13 protein-coding genes are annotated in these 15,446 nt (G+C 70.6%); 7 read left to right on the top strand and 6 right to left on the bottom strand.

Features of this window, described 5'->3' with window-relative positions; genetic code table 11:
- Nucleotides 1-142: 142 nt before the first annotated feature.
- Both ABZX61_RS39455 and ABZX61_RS39450 read right to left on the bottom strand, forming a co-directional pair.
- Nucleotides 143-1,885, bottom strand: a complete 1,743-nt coding sequence (locus tag ABZX61_RS39455) for a proline--tRNA ligase (protein WP_355201567.1) — start codon at nucleotides 1,883-1,885, stop codon at nucleotides 143-145.
- A 93-nt stretch (nucleotides 1,886-1,978) separates the two neighbouring features.
- On the bottom strand, nucleotides 1,979-2,650 hold the full coding sequence (locus tag ABZX61_RS39450; RefSeq protein WP_355201565.1) for a hypothetical protein: 672 nt from the start codon (nucleotides 2,648-2,650) through the stop codon (nucleotides 1,979-1,981).
- A 132-nt stretch (nucleotides 2,651-2,782) separates the two neighbouring features.
- On the opposite strand from ABZX61_RS39450, the gene ABZX61_RS39445 reads away from it, so the two are divergent.
- Nucleotides 2,783-3,718, top strand: a complete 936-nt coding sequence (locus tag ABZX61_RS39445; protein WP_355201563.1) for an acyl-CoA dehydrogenase family protein — start codon at nucleotides 2,783-2,785, stop codon at nucleotides 3,716-3,718.
- Between the two features lie 143 nt (nucleotides 3,719-3,861).
- Here the strand turns inward: ABZX61_RS39445 and ABZX61_RS39440 are convergent, their stop codons facing one another.
- Nucleotides 3,862-4,347, bottom strand: a complete 486-nt coding sequence (locus tag ABZX61_RS39440; protein ID WP_350724614.1) for a hypothetical protein — start codon at nucleotides 4,345-4,347, stop codon at nucleotides 3,862-3,864.
- Nucleotides 4,348-4,438: 91 nt separating this feature from the next.
- Between ABZX61_RS39440 and ABZX61_RS39435 the strand changes: the two genes are divergently transcribed.
- From ABZX61_RS39435 to ABZX61_RS39410, 6 genes are all read left to right on the top strand, one after another.
- Nucleotides 4,439-5,506: an LLM class flavin-dependent oxidoreductase gene (locus tag ABZX61_RS39435; protein WP_350724612.1), complete on the top strand. Its 1,068-nt coding sequence runs from the start codon at nucleotides 4,439-4,441 to the stop codon at nucleotides 5,504-5,506.
- A gap of 73 nt (nucleotides 5,507-5,579) precedes the next feature.
- A complete protein-coding gene (locus tag ABZX61_RS39430) occupies nucleotides 5,580-6,617 on the top strand; it encodes a hypothetical protein (protein ID WP_355201561.1) in 1,038 nt (345 codons plus the stop codon).
- A gap of 16 nt (nucleotides 6,618-6,633) precedes the next feature.
- Nucleotides 6,634-8,160, top strand: a complete 1,527-nt coding sequence (locus ABZX61_RS39425; RefSeq protein WP_355201559.1) for an AMP-binding protein — start codon at nucleotides 6,634-6,636, stop codon at nucleotides 8,158-8,160.
- Between the two features lie 85 nt (nucleotides 8,161-8,245).
- Entirely contained in the window at nucleotides 8,246-9,391 is a 1,146-nt protein-coding gene (locus ABZX61_RS39420) for an AMP-binding protein (RefSeq protein ID WP_355201557.1), read from the top strand.
- 19 nt (nucleotides 9,392-9,410) lie between these two features.
- Nucleotides 9,411-10,712: an FAD-dependent oxidoreductase gene (locus ABZX61_RS39415; protein ID WP_355201555.1), complete on the top strand. Its 1,302-nt coding sequence runs from the start codon at nucleotides 9,411-9,413 to the stop codon at nucleotides 10,710-10,712.
- Nucleotides 10,696-11,838, top strand: a complete 1,143-nt coding sequence (locus ABZX61_RS39410) for an aldolase (protein WP_355201553.1) — start codon at nucleotides 10,696-10,698, stop codon at nucleotides 11,836-11,838. The genes ABZX61_RS39415 and ABZX61_RS39410 overlap by 17 nt, the downstream gene beginning before the upstream one ends.
- 14 nt (nucleotides 11,839-11,852) lie before the next feature.
- Here ABZX61_RS39410 and ABZX61_RS39405 read toward each other — a convergent pair whose 3' ends face one another.
- From ABZX61_RS39405 to ABZX61_RS39395, 3 genes are all read right to left on the bottom strand, one after another.
- Nucleotides 11,853-12,533 carry a copper homeostasis protein CutC gene (locus ABZX61_RS39405; protein WP_350724601.1) on the bottom strand — a complete coding sequence of 227 codons (681 nt, stop codon included), beginning with the start codon at nucleotides 12,531-12,533 and terminating at the stop codon, nucleotides 11,853-11,855.
- 244 nt (nucleotides 12,534-12,777) lie between these two features.
- Nucleotides 12,778-13,380 carry a GNAT family N-acetyltransferase gene (locus tag ABZX61_RS39400; protein ID WP_355201551.1) on the bottom strand — a complete coding sequence of 201 codons (603 nt, stop codon included), beginning with the start codon at nucleotides 13,378-13,380 and terminating at the stop codon, nucleotides 12,778-12,780.
- A 208-nt stretch (nucleotides 13,381-13,588) separates the two neighbouring features.
- Nucleotides 13,589-14,326, bottom strand: coding sequence for a GntR family transcriptional regulator (locus tag ABZX61_RS39395; RefSeq protein ID WP_355201549.1), 738 nt, complete (start codon nucleotides 14,324-14,326; stop codon nucleotides 13,589-13,591).
- Nucleotides 14,327-15,446 lie beyond the last annotated feature (1,120 nt).

Genomic DNA, 15,446 nt, shown 5'->3' with positions numbered 1-15,446 from the left:
GGGCGCGGCGTCGCCCCCAAGAAGCGGCGTCGCCTCCCGGGCCCCGGAGCCCCACGAGAGGGTGCCCCACCTCCAAGGGTGCGTTACCCCCGGAGGCGGGTTGATGCGCCGGGCCCCGTGGGGCCCGGCGCGAAGGCGTAGGTCAGGCGAGGGCGGCGATGATGCGGTCGGCGGCCTCGGACAGGGGGATCTCCGACTTCTCACCGGAGACCCGGTCCCGAAGCTCCACGACCCCCTGCGACAGCCCGCGCCCGACCACCACGATGGTCGGCAGTCCCAGCAGCTCGGCGTCCTTGAACTTCACCCCCGGCGAAACCGAAGGCCGGTCGTCCACGAGCACCCGCACCCCGCGCGACTCCAGCTCGGCTCCCAGCTCCAGGGCCGCCTCCACCTGGTTTTCCTTGCCGGTCCCGACGATGTGCACATCCGCGGGAGCGACCTCGCGGGGCCACACGAGCCCGAGCGCGTCGTGGGCCTGCTCGGCGATGACCGCCACGGCCCGGGAGACGCCGATGCCGTAGGAGCCCATCGTGATGCGGATCGGCTTGCCGTCGGGGCCCAGGGCGTCGAGGCCGGCGGCGTCGGCGTACTTGCGGCCGAGCTGGAAGATGTGGCCGATCTCGATGCCGCGGTCGATGGACAGGCCGGAGCCGCACCGGGGGCAGGGGTCGCCGGCGCGTACCTCGGCGGCCTCGATCGTGCCGTCGGGGGTGAAGTCGCGCCCGGCCACCACGTTGGCGGCGTGCTTGCCCGGCTCGTTGGCGCCGGTCACCCAGGACGTGCCGGTGACGACCCGGGGGTCGACGAGGTAGCGGATGCCGAGCGAGCTCAGGACCTGCGGCCCGATGTAGCCGCGTACGAGCCCGGGGTGCTTGGCGAAGTCGGCGGCCTCGAAGATGGCGGGCTCGCCGGGCGCCAGCGCCGCCTCCAGGCGCTTGAAGTCGACCTCGCGGTCTCCGGGCACGCCGATGATCAGGGTCTCGACCTTGTCGGAGCCCGGCGTGGTGACCTTGACCACGACGTTCTTGAGCGTGTCGGCGGCGGTGACGGACAGGCCATGGTGCTCGTTGACGTACGACACCAGCGTCTCGATGGTCGGGGTGTCGGGCGTGTCCATGACCTGCAGCGGCGCCGCGTCCTCGACCGGACGGGCGGCGGGCGCGGTCGTGACGACGGCCTCGGCGTTGGCCGCGTAGCCGCACGAGTGGCAGGCCACGAACGTGTCCTCGCCCGTGGGCGTGGGCGCCAGGAACTCCTCCGACGCCGACCCGCCCATCGCCCCCGACTGGGCGAACACGATCTTGTAGTCGATGCCGAGCCGGTCGAACGTGCGGATGTAGGTGTCGCGATGCTGCTCGTAGGAGTGCTTGAGCCCGTCGTCGTCGAGGTCGAACGAGTACGAGTCCTTCATCAGGAACTCGCGCCCGCGCAGGATGCCCGCCCTGGGCCGGGCCTCGTCGCGGTATTTGGTCTGGATTTGGTAGAGGGTGACCGGATAGTCCTTGTACGAGGAGTATTCGCCCTTGACCATGTCGGTGAAGAGCTCCTCGTGCGTGGGACCGAGGAGGTAGTCGGCGCCCTTGCGGTCCTGGAGCCGGAAGAGCGTGTCACCGTATTCGGTCCACCGGCCGGTGGCCTCGTAGTATTCGCGGGGCAGCAGGGCGGGGAAGAGCACCTCCTGGCCGCCCATCCGGTTCATCTCCTCGCGGACGATCCTGGCGACGTTCTCCAGCACCATCTTGCCGAGGGGCAGCCAGGAGTAGATGCCGGGTGCCACCCGGCGAACGTAGCCGGCGCGGACCAGGAGCTTGTGGCTCGGCACTTCCGCGTCTGCCGGGTCGTCCCGCAGGGTGCGAAGAAACAACGACGACATGCGCAGCAACACGGCTACTCCTTGCTCGAACCTGGATGTGAAGGCTTACAGGCTATCGACTCCGGGTGGCGCCGCGCGCGAGCTTATCCACAGGTGCCGCAGGACTCAGACCGTCAACGGGCTCCAGCCGGACACGAAGGCGGCCAGAAACGCCGTGAACAGAGCGGAGAACACCGCCGACAGCGCCAGCGCGCGTACCCGGCCCCAGGCGTTCCTGCGCAGCATGAACACCAGCGCGACGGACAGCAACCCGATCAACAGCGCCGGGACCGGCCAGAAGGACCGCTCACTGTCGATGAACCCCGGCGTCGCCCGGTCCACCACGTCCGCGATCAGCGCCGCGCCGACCGCGCCCGCCGCGAGGTCGCCCCAGACGTCCTCCCTGCGGGTGGTGAACGCCAGCAGGCCCAAGGCGACGAGCAGGGCGAGCGTCCAGTTGAGCCCGGCGGCGCTGCCTCCGACGACGTCGAAGGCCATACTGCCGCTCAGCGCGCTCGTGCCCATGGCCGCGACCAGCGTGGACGCGACGGCCAGGAACGTCGTCAGCAACGCCCACCCGAACCCCGACGCCGTGGCGCCCACGGCCAGCGACAGGCCGAGGTAGACGTACGGGTCATAGATCTGACCGACCCACGCGGGACCCTTGCCGGCGAGGAGCATGCCGACGAGCCCGACGGCGAGTCCTCCGAAGAAAGCCGACAGAAGGTGACGTTCGATGCCGCGCTGTCGCCGGTCGTACTCGGCGAGGTCGGCGTAGTCGATGCTGGTGTCGTCCATATCCATTTCCCTGGTCAACCCTCCCCCGGGTAACCCTTGGGATGACCATTGCCAGATTATGTGACTGTACAAAAAAGGCAAATTTCGGTCACCCGAATGCCAAACAAGCAATCGCTTGGTTAATATTTCCTCGTGGCACTCCCCGATGAGCTCCGCGCCGTCGTCCGCGACTACCTCGCCGACCGGCCGGACGCACAGTGGCAGGCTTTCGCGCACGACGTGGGGATCGCGGGGCTGCTCGTCCCCGAAGAACACGGCGGCGCGGGATGCGGTCCGGCCGAAATGGCCGCCGTGAGCGAGGAACTGGGCCGGGCGCTGTCGCCCCACCCCTTCCTGCAGACGGCGGTGATGGCCGTCGAGGCGCTCACGGCGAGCGGGGCGTACGACCTCCTCCCGGCGCTGGCCGACGGCGCCACGACCGCGACCGTGGTGCCGCCGGGCGAGGGTGCCCTCCGGCTGGAGTCCGGCCTGCTCACGGGCGTGGTCCCGTACGCGTTGGCGGGCGAGCTGGCGCTGGTCTACGTGGATGGGCTGCTGGTGGCGGCCGTGCCCGTCCGGGCGAGGACGTACCGGACCATGGACGAGAGCCGGCCGCTGCAGGAGCTCTCCTTCCAGGACACCCCGGTACGGCGGCTCGGCGACGGCTCGTCGTGGCCCCGCGTACGCGACCTCGGGATCGCGGCGCTGGCCGCCGAGCAGGTGGGCGGGGCTCAGCGGTGCCTGGAGATGGCGGTGGAGCACGCGAAGCGGCGGCGGCAGTTCGGGCGGCCGATCGGGTCGTTCCAGGCGATCAAGCACAAGCTCGCCGATCTGCTGCTGGTGGTGGAGTCGGCCAGGTCGGCGGCGGGGGCGGCGGCGGTCGACGAGGTGTACGCGGCGATCGCGGGGTCGTACTGCACGGAGGCGTATCTGACGGCGGCGGGCGAGAACATCCAGGTGCACGGCGGGATCGGGATCACCTGGGAGCATCCTGCGCACCGCTACCTCAAGCGGGCCACCTCGGACGCTCAGCTTTTCGGGCCGCCGCAAGCCCATCGCGCCCGCCTGGCGGCCCACGCCCTCGCCTAGCGCTCCCGCATCCCGCCGCACTCCGGCGGAGGCCCCTTTGGAGGAGGAGGGAAGTGGGGGTGGCGGAGGTCCCGTAGGAGGCGGGACACGGCGGTGGCGGTGCTGGGCGCGGGAACCTACAAAAAGTGCCGTCGGGGGCGGGGTCAGCCGCCGAGCAGTTCTTCCCAGGGGTGGCGGGTGTTGGTGCGGCGGGTGGTGTCGAGGGCTTCGGCCAGGCGCCAGAAGCCGGGCCGCTCCCGTACGGTGGCCCGCCCGATCGGGTCGATGGCGCGCAGCTCGAACCGCACGCCCATCACGTCGAGCACGGCCGAACCGCTGCTCCCCGGGCCGGCCTCGGTGACGAGCGGGCCGTCGTAGTCGGGGTCACGCACCTGCTGGACCAGCAGTGAGGCCACCTCGGACGCGTACGGCCCGTCGCGCCACTCGATGTGCCAGCTGTGATCGGCCCCTCGCCACCACGTCAGGTCGCGGCACGACTCGATGAACTCGGCCTCGGTCGCCAGCGCGGCCATCACCCGGCCGAACGCCTCATACCTGCGGGCGCTGGTGAGCGAGAGGTCGTCGTCGGCGGAATCGGGGTACGGGCCGTCCTTAGGCCGCCGCAGCGCGCGCTTTCGCTTCACAGCCATCCACTCTGATCGGGCACGCGCCCTTCCCGCAAGTCTTCGCTGCTGATACGCTCTACCAAGCGAGCGCTTGGTTTCCTACTTCGGAGGCGCGATGACGTCCCTACGGATCAGCCTGGGGTATGAGCTGGAGGTCCGCGGTCGCACCCGCGAAGTGGAGCAGCAGACGTTCCAGAACGTGGTCGACCAGGTCGTGCTGGGCGACCGGCTGGGGTTCGACACGGCCTGGTTCGTGGAGCACCACTTCACCAGGGGCTTCTCCCACTCCTCCGCACCCGACCTGGTCCTGGCCGCCATTTCGCAGCGCACCGAGCGCATCCATCTGGGGCTCGGCGTGGTGCTGCTGCCGTTCCAGTCCCCGATCCGCACGGCGGAGCGCGTCGCCACGCTGGACGTGCTGAGCGGCGGCCGGGTGGAGTTCGGCACGGGACGGGGGGCCTCGCCCCTGGAGTACCAGGCGTTCCAGCGGCCGTTCGAGAAGTCGCGGCAGATCTGGGAGGACTCGCTGGAGGCGACGCTGGCCATCTGGCAGGCCGACGGCGAGCCGATCAGCCGGTCGAACGAGTTCTTCGAGATCCCCGACGTGGCCGTCTACCCGCGCCCGGCCCAGCGGCCGCACCCGCCGGTGTGGGTGGCGTCGACCTCGCTGGAGGGCTATCTGGCGGCGGCCAAGCACGGGTACAACCTGCTCGGTATGACGATGCTCAAGGGCATCGACGACGTGGCCTCCGACATCACGAAATATCGGGAATGTCTGGCGGAGCACGGCTTCGACCCCGCGAGCCGCCGCGTCGCCCTGATGATCCCCTGGTACGTCGCCCCCACCCGCGACGAGGCGACCGCCTCGGCCGCCGACGCCGTCCTGTGGTACATCCGCCGCCAGGTCAACCTCGTCACCCCGCCCGACTACTACGACGCCCGCCACGCCACCCACCGGGTGCTGGGGCAGCTCGCGGCCGGGATGCCGCCCGACGAGTCCATGGCCACGCTGCGCGAGCACCTGATGGTGGTGGTCGACGACGTGGAGGGCTCGCGCAAGGCTCTGGCCAGGATCGCCGAGGCGGGCGCGACGGACCTCATCATCCAGGCGCAGGTGGGCGGGCTGGCGCATGACCGGGTCTGCGACTCGATGACGCTGTTCATGACCGAGGTGGCGCGTTGACGGCCCGCCCTCGCCCGACGCCCCGGACGCCCCGGACGCCCCGGATGCCCGACCGTACGGAGGTGGTGCTTTGATGGCCCGCTGGCTCACCCGTGACGACCTCGGCGCCGCCGCGCGGTCCGCCACCGGGCTCCTGCTCGTCTCCCCCGACCTGTCGAGCGTCGTCCCGCTGGACCCCCGCGACCACGTGCTGACCGCGAAGGCCCTGCGTGAGTGCGGGGTCGGCGAGCGCGAGCGCGTCGTGGTGGCACTCGCCGAACCCGCCGGCGCGCTCTGGACGGCCGCCGCGGCCGACGTGGCCGAGGCCGCCGCCGACGTGGGCCCGCGCGGCCGGATGCGCCTGCACCATGCGCTGACCGCCCTCAAGGCCTCCACCCTGGTCAGCACCCCGACGGGCGCGATGGACTTCCTGGCCCGCCTGCATCTGGAGTTCCTGCTGGACCCGCTGGACCTCGGGATCAGGAACATCGTCCTCACCGGCGAGATCGCCTCCAAGCGGACGATCGCCCACCTGGCGGGAGAGTTCGAGGCCAGGGTGACGGAGGTGTTCGCGAGCCCGTTCACCGGCGGCGCCCTGGCGTGGCGGGCGTCGGAGGACGAGCCGCTCACCCCGCTCGCCGACGACGTGCTGGGCCTGGCGGCGCTGACCAAGGACGACTCCCCCGACCCTGCGGCCGAGCTCGCCGAGCTGGTCGTCACCTCCGCGGCCGGCGACACCGTGTTCAGGACCGGCCAGGTCGCCCGGCTGGACAGTGCGGGCATACCCGCACCGGCCCACACGGTGGGCGACCACGTGCTGGTCAGAGGCGTGTGGCTGGCGCTGCCACGCATCGAGAAGGCGCTGTCCAAGGTCGACGGCGTGTCCGGCTGGGACCTGTCGATCAGCCGCCAGGGGACGCTGGACGCGGCCGTGCTCACGGTCACGTTCAGCCGGGAGAGCCTGGTCCGCAACCCCATGTGGAAGTCGCGGATCCAGCAGGCCGTCCGGGCGCTGACGCCCATCTCGATCGACGTGGAGATCGCCCAGGACGTCTCCGAGAGCCCCGCGCCGGGCACGGTGAACGACCTGCGCGGCCACCACCTCGGAAGGGACCGCGCTCTCATCACCTAGGGGCAACATGGCACCGATGCCGGACTGGGGAACGCTCCCCCGCATGCTTCGCGACCAGGCAGAGAACCACCCCGGCGCCGTCGTGGTCGCCGAGGGCGGCACGCGGACGACACTGTCCGAGCTGCGGGCCTCGGCGGCCGAGATCGCCCGCGGCCTCATCGCCCTCGGTGTCGGACCCGGTGACCGGGTGGCGATGTGGGGGGTGAACTCGGCGTTCTGGGTGCGGCACGCGTTCGGGATCTGGGACGCGGGGGCGGTCATCGTGCCGCTCTCGTCCCGTTTCAAGGGCATCGAGGCCGCCCAGCTGATCGAGAAGACCGGCGCCAAGGTGCTCATCACCGGAGCGGGCCCGTCGGCCGCCCCCCTCGCCGACCTGCTGCCGCCCCTTTCCGGCCTGCACCGCCCGGACGACTTACGCGCCCTGGGCACGCGGGTCTCCGCCCGGGAGGCCGAGGGGCGGGCGCTCGCCGTACGCCCTGACGACCTGTGCGAGATCATGTCCACGTCGGGCACCACGGGCGTGCCCAAGGGCGTCATGATCGACCACGCCCAGGTCCTGCGCGGCTACTGGGACTGGTCCGAGATCGTCACCCTCGACGAGCGCGACCGCTATCCGATCGTCGCCCCGTTCAGCCACGGGTTCGGGCTGAACGCGGGGCTCATCGCCTGTGTCCTGCGCCGGGCCACGATGATGCCGATCCCCGTCTTCACGCCCGACGCCGTGATGTCGTTGATCTCCTCCGAGCGGATCACGGTGCTGGCCGGCCCGCCGACGCTCTTCCACCGGATACTGGACGAGCTGGACAGCGGGTCCTGGGACGTGTCCTCGCTGCGCGTGGCCATCTGCGGCGCCGCCGCCGTCCCCGCCCGCCTGATCACGCGGCTGGTGGAACGGGTCGGGCTGGAGCGGATGATCAACGCGTACGGGCTGATGGAGGGCACGGTCGTCTCCATGACCCGCGCCGGGGACCCCATCGACGTCATCGCCAACACCACCGGCCGGACCGTGCCCGGGATCGAGGTGCGGATCGTGGACGACGACGGCAAGGAGGTCGCGGCCGGCGAGCGCGGGGAGATCCTGCAGCGGGGCTACGGGGTGATGCGGGGGTACTGGGGCGAGCCCGCGCGGACGGCGGAGGTCGTGGACGGCGACGGGTGGCTGCACACGGGGGACGTGGGGGTGCTGGACCCGGCGGGCAACCTGGCCATCGTGGACCGCAAGAAGGAGCTCTACATCGTCAACGGGTTCAACGTCTCGCCGGCCGAGGTGGAGTCGCTGCTGCTGCGGGAGGGTTCGCTGGCGCAGGCGGCGGTCGTGGGCGTGCCGGACCCGGCCAGGGGGGAGGCGGGGGTGGCGTACGTCGTTCCGCGGCCCGGGGCCGCTGTCGATCCGGCGGGGCTGATCGGCTGGGCCAGGGACAACATGTCCAACTACAAGGTGCCCAGGCGGGTCGTGGTGGTGGACTCGCTGCCGGTGAACGTGAACGGCAAGGTGGACAAGCTGACGCTCCGCACGTCGGCCGAGGCTCTCTTGAGGGAGTGAACTCCCTTTCCGGCAAGGTGAGAACGTCTGCCGGGGCTCCAGGGCGGGTAGGGTCAAATTAGCGCCATCTGCCCCAGGAGCTGCCATGTTGCGCCTGTTGGCCGGGGAGGCCGCACGTAGATTCGGGGGGCGCGCCGCTGTCGTCACCGGCTCCGCCGTGCTGACTTTCGCCGACCTGGACCGGCTCTCCGACCAGGTGGCCGCCGGGCTGGCCCATCGGGGGACGCGCGTCGGCGACGTCGTGGCGCTGGCACTCCCGGACGGGCCCGAGTTCGTGATCTGTTACGTGGCGGCCGCGAAGATCGACGCGGTGACGGCCGGCATCGGGACCGAGCGGCCGGAACTGCTGGCCCGGCTGGACCCGGCCATCGTCATCACCGCCCCCGGGGTGCTCCCGCCGCTGCCCGGGCTCGACGTGGTGACGCTGCCCATCGAGCGCGGCGGCCCCGTCCGGCTCGGGAGCCTGTGCAGGCGGGAGCCGCCACCGCCGCCGTTCCCGCCGGACCCCGCACGACCGGTCGTGATCACGTTCACCTCGGGCAGGACGGGACCGCCCAAAGGGGTCGTGTTCGGCAACAAGCAGCTGGAGGCGATCAGAGCCCACGGGGCGGGGACGCGCTGGGGGACGGGCGACGCGCGCCTGGTGCCGCATCCGCTGGGCCGGCTCGGGTTCGTCACGCGGCTGCCGATGTTCCTGCAGACCGGGCGGACCTCTCACGTCCTGCCCGAATGGAGCCCGGACGCCGCGATCAAGGTGATCCGCGAGCACGGGATCGACGTGCTCCATGGCACCCCGTACCAGCTCTCGCGCATCCTGGCCTGCGGCGGGGACCTGCCGGACCTGGCCCTCGTCCTGTCCGCCGGCGCGCCCGCCCCGCCCAAGCTGATCAGGGCGTTGCGGGACAGATACCGCGTGCCCGTGTGCAACCGCTACATCTGCCCCGAAGCCGGGCTGGGGCTCGGCACCCGGCCGGACGATCCGCCCGAGGACGCCGAGGTCTGTGTCGGCAGGCCACGAGGCGGTGTGGACGTGTCGATCAGGAGCGCCGACGGACGCGTACTGTCAGATGAGGACGAAGGCGAGGTACTCCTCCGCTCCGAGGCTGTGATGAGCGGCTACGTTGGCAAGAACACCGATCATGCGGTGTTCGCGAGAGACGGGTTCATCCGGACCGGCGATCGGGGATACCTGGATCACACCGACCGGTTACATCTGGTGGGACGCGTGTAACCGAGTCTTAGGAGGCAGCGTGGCGTTGCACGTGGCGGTCATCGGGTCGGGCCCCGCCGGGATCTACACGGCCGAGGCTCTGGTGAAGCAGTCGGCCGAGCCCGTCGAGGTCGATGTCCTCGAACGCCTGCCGACCCCGTACGGGCTGGTCAGGTACGGCGTCGCGCCCGACCACACGTCGATCAAGTCGATCGCGAACTACCTGCGGAAAGTGCTCGAACTGCCCGAGGTCCGCTTCCTCGGCGGCGTCACGCTGGGCGCGCACGTCTCCGTCGAGGACCTGCTGGGCGCCTACGACGCGGTCGTCTACTGCACGGGCGCGATGGTCGACAGGAAGCTCGGCATCCCCGGCGAGGACCTGCCCGGCAGCGTGGCGGCGACCGACTTCGTCAACTGGTACTGCGGGCACCCCGACGTCGATCCTGGGCGGTTCACGCTCGACAGCTCCGAGGTCGCGGTGATCGGCGTCGGCAACGTGGCGGTCGACGTCGTACGCGTCCTGGCCAAGACCCACGAGGAGCTGCGCTCCACGGACGTGCCCCACGACGTGCTCGAACGCCTCGAGGCGAGCCAGGTCAAGGCCATCCACATGATCGGCCGCCGCGGCCCCGAGCACGCCAAGTTCACCCTGAAGGAGCTGCGCGAGCTGGGCGAGCTGGCCAACGCCGACGTCTGCGTCCGCCCCGACGAGGCCGTCGTCCTGGGCGTCGACTTCCCGCGCCAGGTCCAGGGCAACATCAAGGTCCTGCAGTCGTGGGCCGCCCGCAACCCGGTGGGCCGCCCGCGCCGCCTCGACGTGCGCTTCTGGCTGCGGCCCGTGGAGATCCTCGGCACCGAGCGGGTCGAGGGCCTCAAGCTCGAACGCACCCGCCTGTCGGAGGAGGGGCGCGTGGTCGGCACGGGCGAGTTCGAGACGCTGCCGGTCGGCATGGTGCTGCGTTCGGTGGGCTACCAGAGCGTGCCGCTGCCCGGGGTGCCGTTCTCGGAGAAGACCATGACCGTGCCGAACGAGGCCGGGCGGGTGCGCGACCGCGAATACGTGGCAGGCTGGCTCAAACGCGGTCCCACCGGGGTGATCGGCACCAACAAGTCCGACGCGGCGGAAACGGTCCGCACGCTCCTCGCCGACCTCTCGGATCGCCCGCGGGTGAGCGGCGGGGCCATCGACGCGCTGCTGACCGCGCGCGGGGTGCGTCCCGTGACGTACGAGGACTGGCTGGCGATCGAGGCGGCCGAGGCCGAGCTGGCCAGGTCGCTGGGCCGGGGCGAACGCGTCAAGCTGGTCGGCCTGGAGGCAATGCTCCGTGCGTTCCGTTCCTGAGGGGTTCGGCGAGGCCTACCGGGTCCAGCAGGCCCGCTATCCCTCCGCCGGCGCGGGCCGGCAGCCGGTCCACACCGTCTACGTCCCGGCCGACCGCTTCTCGATCCGCACACTCTCCGAGTGGCGCGATCAGGCGTTGTCCCTGGTCAAGGCACATCTTCCCGATCCCGCCGCGCTGGCGGAGGTCTTCGGGGTGCCCGGCGGGCTGGCCGCCGCCGTGCACCCCAAGGTGATCCAGAAGCTCTCCTCGGAGCCGATCGAGGACCTGCGCATCGACTTCGAGGACGGGTACGGCGTACGTCCCGACCTGGTGGAGGACGATCACGTGGCGCAGGCCGTCGAGGCGGTGGCCACGATGCACGCGGCGGGCACGCTGCCGCGGCGGTGGGGGCCTCGGGTGAAGTCGTTCGCCGACGGGGATCCCGCGCGGTCGGTGCGCACGCTCGACCTGTTCCTCTCGGGGCTGATGGGGCGGGCCGGCGAGCTGCCGCCGGGTTTCACGGTGACCTTTCCCAAGATCCTCATGGAGGCCTACCTCGGTCAGTTCACGGAGGTGCTGGCCCGGCTGGAGGAGGAGCTGGAGGTGCGGCTGCGGTTCGAGATGCAGGTGGAGGCGCCGCAGACGCTGCACTTCCTGCGCGGGGACCTGGCGGAGTCGCTGGGCGGACGGCTCGCGGCGGCGCATTTCGGGGTCTTCGACTACACGGCCGCGATCGGGCTGCCGCCGCACGAGCAGCGGCTGGACCATCCGGCGTGCGACCATGCCCGGCACGTGATGCAGACGGCGTTCGCGGGCACGAGGGTGGAGCTGTCGGACGGGTCGCTGGCCGCCTCTCCGGCCTCCGGGCTCACCCGTGACGTGCACGCGCTGTGGCGGCGGCACGCCGAGCTGGTCAGGCATTCGCTGGGGCACGGCTTCTACCAGGGGTGGGACATGCATCCTTCCCATCTGGTGAGCCGCTTCGCCACCGTTTACGCCTTCCATCTGGAGCGCTATGACGCGTACCAGGAGCGGGTGAGAGCGTGGGAGGAGCAGCGGGAGGCGGGGGGCGGCGTCATGGACGAGCCCGCCACGATCCGCACGCTGGTGGCCGCTCTCAGGCGCGCGGACGCGGCCCTGCCCTGACGTGAGGGGCGGGGTCAGTCGCGTTCGACCAGGGACCGCCACTGGCGTACCAGGCGCCACTCCACCGGGTCGGACCAGCTCGCCCGCACGGCGGAGCCCACGTGGAAGGCGCGGATGCCGTAGTCGAGCAGCGCCGGCACGTGCGCCGGCTTCAGCCCGCCCCCGGCCAGGATGATCGAGCCGTCACCGGCGTCGGCGCGCGCCCTCAACACCGGCAGCCCTTCCCCCACCCCGTTGGGCGAGCCCGAGGTGAGCACGGTGGCCAGGTTGGGCAGCAGCCGCACGGCCCGCCAGGACGCCTGGACGTCGGCGGCGTGATCGACCGCCCGGTGGAACGTCCACGGGAGCGGCGAGACGGCGTGGATGAGCGCCTCGGTCGCCGTGAGGTCGACCTTCCCCGAGCCGTCGAGGAACCCGAACACGAACCCCGCCGCCCCCGCCTGCGCCAACGCCTTGGCGTCCCGCCTCAGGCGGTCGAGCACGTCGGGGTCGGCGATGAAGTTGGCGTCACAGCGGAGCATCACCATCTGAGGGAGGGGGCACTCCGCGGCGATCGCGGCAACCGTGTCCGGGGAGGGGGTCAGCCCGTCGGCCGCCATGTCGGCGACGACCTCCAGCCGGTCGGCTCCACCCTGTTCAGCTGCCACGGCGTCACGCACGTTGAGGGCGATCACCTCGAGCAGGGATCCGGTCATGGAGGAGAGGTTATATGGTGCTCTGCACCGTTCCGCCGCTGATCACACCAAAAAGTCCCCGCCAACGGCCTCCCCCGCCGCCGCAGGGCCCGTTTCAGGCCCTCAAACGCTCCCACAGCGCCCGCGCGACCGGAACCCCCTGCCAGGCTCACCGGACAAGCCCGCAGCCCGCCACGTGCCCTGTGGGCCGCCCCCGGGCGCTTGGCCCCGATCCCGGTGGGACCGGGGCCATGAGTGCGGGGTGTCAGGCGGAGATGAGTTCGGCCATGGTCAGGTCACGGAAGGCCGTTGTGGTCTGGTCCCGCGACGCGCGCTCGAAGAGGGCGCCGGACGCGCGGTGGGGAAGGTCCACCGTACGGACGTGGCGGAACCCGCGCCTGCGGTAGTACTCCTGCAGCCGCCAGTTCCCCTTGGCGCAGTCCAGGCGCAGCCACGGCAGGCCGGCCGCGTGGGCGTAGGTGCAGGCCCAGTCCAGGAGGGCGTCCCCGAGGCCGCTGCCGGACCAGGGACGGGCCACGGCGAGCTTGTGGACATAAAGGGCAGCCCCGGGGTCGTCGTCGAGTGTCCAGAACTCGGGGTCGGCGTTGTCGTCGACGGCTATCGTGGCCACCGGCGGGGCCGATTCGTCGGGGTCCAGGTATCTGAGCTCGTCTTCGAGCAGGAACAGCACCCGCTCCTCGATGAGCGGCACGATGCGCTCGGGGCCGAAGCCCCCGCGCGGCCACTGCCGCACTCCTTGCGAGTAGAGCCACTCGGAGGCGTCCGCGAGCAGCGTGAGCACGCCGGGAAGGTCCTCGGGCTCAGCTCTGCGGAGCGCGAGCGGGTGAAGAAGCGTGTTGGTGTGCATAATACAACTCCCGTTGCGTAGGGTTTACGCGCATACGCAAAGCGTGATGAAGCAATGGTGCGCGTAGCCGAAAATGGGGCCTCAACCCGATATATATGGATAAATGGCGATTTAGGGGAGTATGCACGACTCCCCTAGGCCAGCGAGGCGGCTAATTTCTCGCTGCGCCCGGCCCCAGCCGGCGGGATCACCCCTTCAATCGAGCTCGTTAGCGGCCATCGAGCTCGTATCTGATCAAATGTTTGTCGGCGGGCAGCACCGACACCGCGACACGCACTGGCATGTCGGCCCCGTCGTATCCAACTCGGACATACACCATGACTGGTGTGCCGAGCTCGAGCTGGAGGCGCTCGGCCTCCTCCTGGTTGGGCATACGGGCCCAGATGTCGTCGGTGACGCGCACCTGCGCATGCCCCAGCTCCTCCAGCACCCGGTTCGCCCCTCGCGCGATGTCTCCGGGTCTGGCGATTTCGGAGTCGGCAACCAGATCACGGGGGAAGTAGGAATCGTTGGTGTTGTACGGCTGGCCGTCCACGAAACGCAGCCGGCGTCGCACCACCGCCAATTCCCCGTCCGCCAGCTCCAGTCTGCTGGCGATCTCCTCGACGGGAGAAACCGTCAGCACCTCGATGTACTGGCTTGGCTCGCGGCCTTCCTGCGCCACGGCATAGGCGAAGGCTTCCCGCAGTTCCCCAGAAGGTTGTGGCTCCAGCTCCCGCTGCGGATAGATCAGCAGCGGTCGGCGGTCTCTGACCACGGTTCCGCGCCGCGGCGTGCGCGTAACGAGCCCCTCATTGACGAGCTCTCCCAGGGCCAGCCTTACGGTGTTCCTGCTCACCCCATGGTCTTCCATGAGCTGCGCCTCGGTCGGCAGCTGTGATCCCGGGCCGAGGACGCCCGAGTAGATGGCCCGACGCAACTCCGCAGCCACCTGCTGATACAGCACCGACCTTGCCACTTTCACCCCTTTTGTTCCAACAATTTAGACGATCTGGTTCTAGCAGGCCACAACCCCTTGACCGAACCGCCTCCACCGGCCCATCATCCATTCGTTGGTACAAATCCATCTAAAGGCCGGTGAGGGGGTGAAGGCCAGTGTTGCCGGTCCGCACGGGTACGCCGTACCTGCCCTGGCATTCTCCTTGCGAAGCAACACGTTTACTGCGTTACGGGTTGCGTCGCCAGGGGTTCACCCACACCTACCAGAGCATGGGCATCGGTGTGCGCGAGCTATCGGTGTTGACTGAGCTGACCGTGTGGTGCAATGACGGATCCTTTGTCTGGAATGAGGAGGGTGGCGCCCCCGTCACGCACCCCATTGATGACCCGGTTGGTGCAGCTCAACGCATCGCCGCACGTTACCGGCAACGGGAGCTTTCACACTCCCCCATCGACTCCGTGCGCGAACCAACGGTCTAGGACTCCATCCCTCGCCGGAGTCCTGGCGCCGTCGCGCACGGGACAGGAAGCGCGTCCTGGCGGGTCCCCCACGCCCGCCAGGGCGCGTTTTCCTCCAAGGGACCAACGCAGGGCCTCGCGCCTTCCCGCCATGGGCGGGGGCCGCGCCCTTCCAGGCGGATCCCGCGCCCCAGGCGCGTGGGTGACCGCCGTCCGCGCCGATTCCCGGGCGCTCGCCGGCCTTCGGGTCCTCGCCGATCCCCAGGTGCCCGCCGCCCTCCGGATGCGCACGTCACCAAGGTTCCTCGCCGACCCCGAAGCACTCGCCGCCGCCCAGAACGGCGCACCCCATCTTTTACGGTCGCCACGGGCGACCCCACCCGCCGACCACGGCCGGGCCCCGTCCAGGGAGACGCTTCTCCGGTGTGCGGGGCCGGGCGCCGTCACGGCACGGCACGACCGGCTGGGTGGTTCCGTCGAGGACCGGCGGGCAGGCGGGATCGCGACTCGTGACCCGCAGGTCACGCGTGTCACCGAGATCCCATCAGTCATCGTTCGCCGCCAGTCCGAGCCGTCCGCGTCGACGCCTTCTGACATCATCATCAACCCTCGGAGCCGAACCTGTGGGCCCCTTCGTGATGGTGGGACTGGTGGGATTTTCCGGTACC

Origin of the sequence: Nonomuraea sp. NPDC003709 (assembly GCF_040610775.1) — a bacterium.
Taxonomy (GTDB): domain Bacteria; phylum Actinomycetota; class Actinomycetes; order Streptosporangiales; family Streptosporangiaceae; genus Nonomuraea; species Nonomuraea angiospora_A.
Note: the sequence above shows the minus strand (reverse complement) of the source record. Positions and strands in the feature narration are given on the sequence as shown.

Coding starts and splice junctions, on each gene's coding strand:
- ABZX61_RS39425 (WP_355201559.1), top strand. CDS start 6,634: ATGCCGGACTGGGGAACGCTCCCCCGCATGCTTCGCGACCAGGCAGAG.
- ABZX61_RS39440 (WP_350724614.1), bottom strand. CDS start 4,347: ATGGCTGTGAAGCGAAAGCGCGCGCTGCGGCGGCCTAAGGACGGCCCG.
- ABZX61_RS39435 (WP_350724612.1), top strand. CDS start 4,439: ATGACGTCCCTACGGATCAGCCTGGGGTATGAGCTGGAGGTCCGCGGT.
- ABZX61_RS39430 (WP_355201561.1), top strand. CDS start 5,580: ATGGCCCGCTGGCTCACCCGTGACGACCTCGGCGCCGCCGCGCGGTCC.
- ABZX61_RS39400 (WP_355201551.1), bottom strand. CDS start 13,380: ATGCACACCAACACGCTTCTTCACCCGCTCGCGCTCCGCAGAGCTGAG.
- ABZX61_RS39450 (WP_355201565.1), bottom strand. CDS start 2,650: ATGGACGACACCAGCATCGACTACGCCGACCTCGCCGAGTACGACCGG.
- ABZX61_RS39420 (WP_355201557.1), top strand. CDS start 8,246: ATGTTGCGCCTGTTGGCCGGGGAGGCCGCACGTAGATTCGGGGGGCGC.
- ABZX61_RS39405 (WP_350724601.1), bottom strand. CDS start 12,533: ATGACCGGATCCCTGCTCGAGGTGATCGCCCTCAACGTGCGTGACGCC.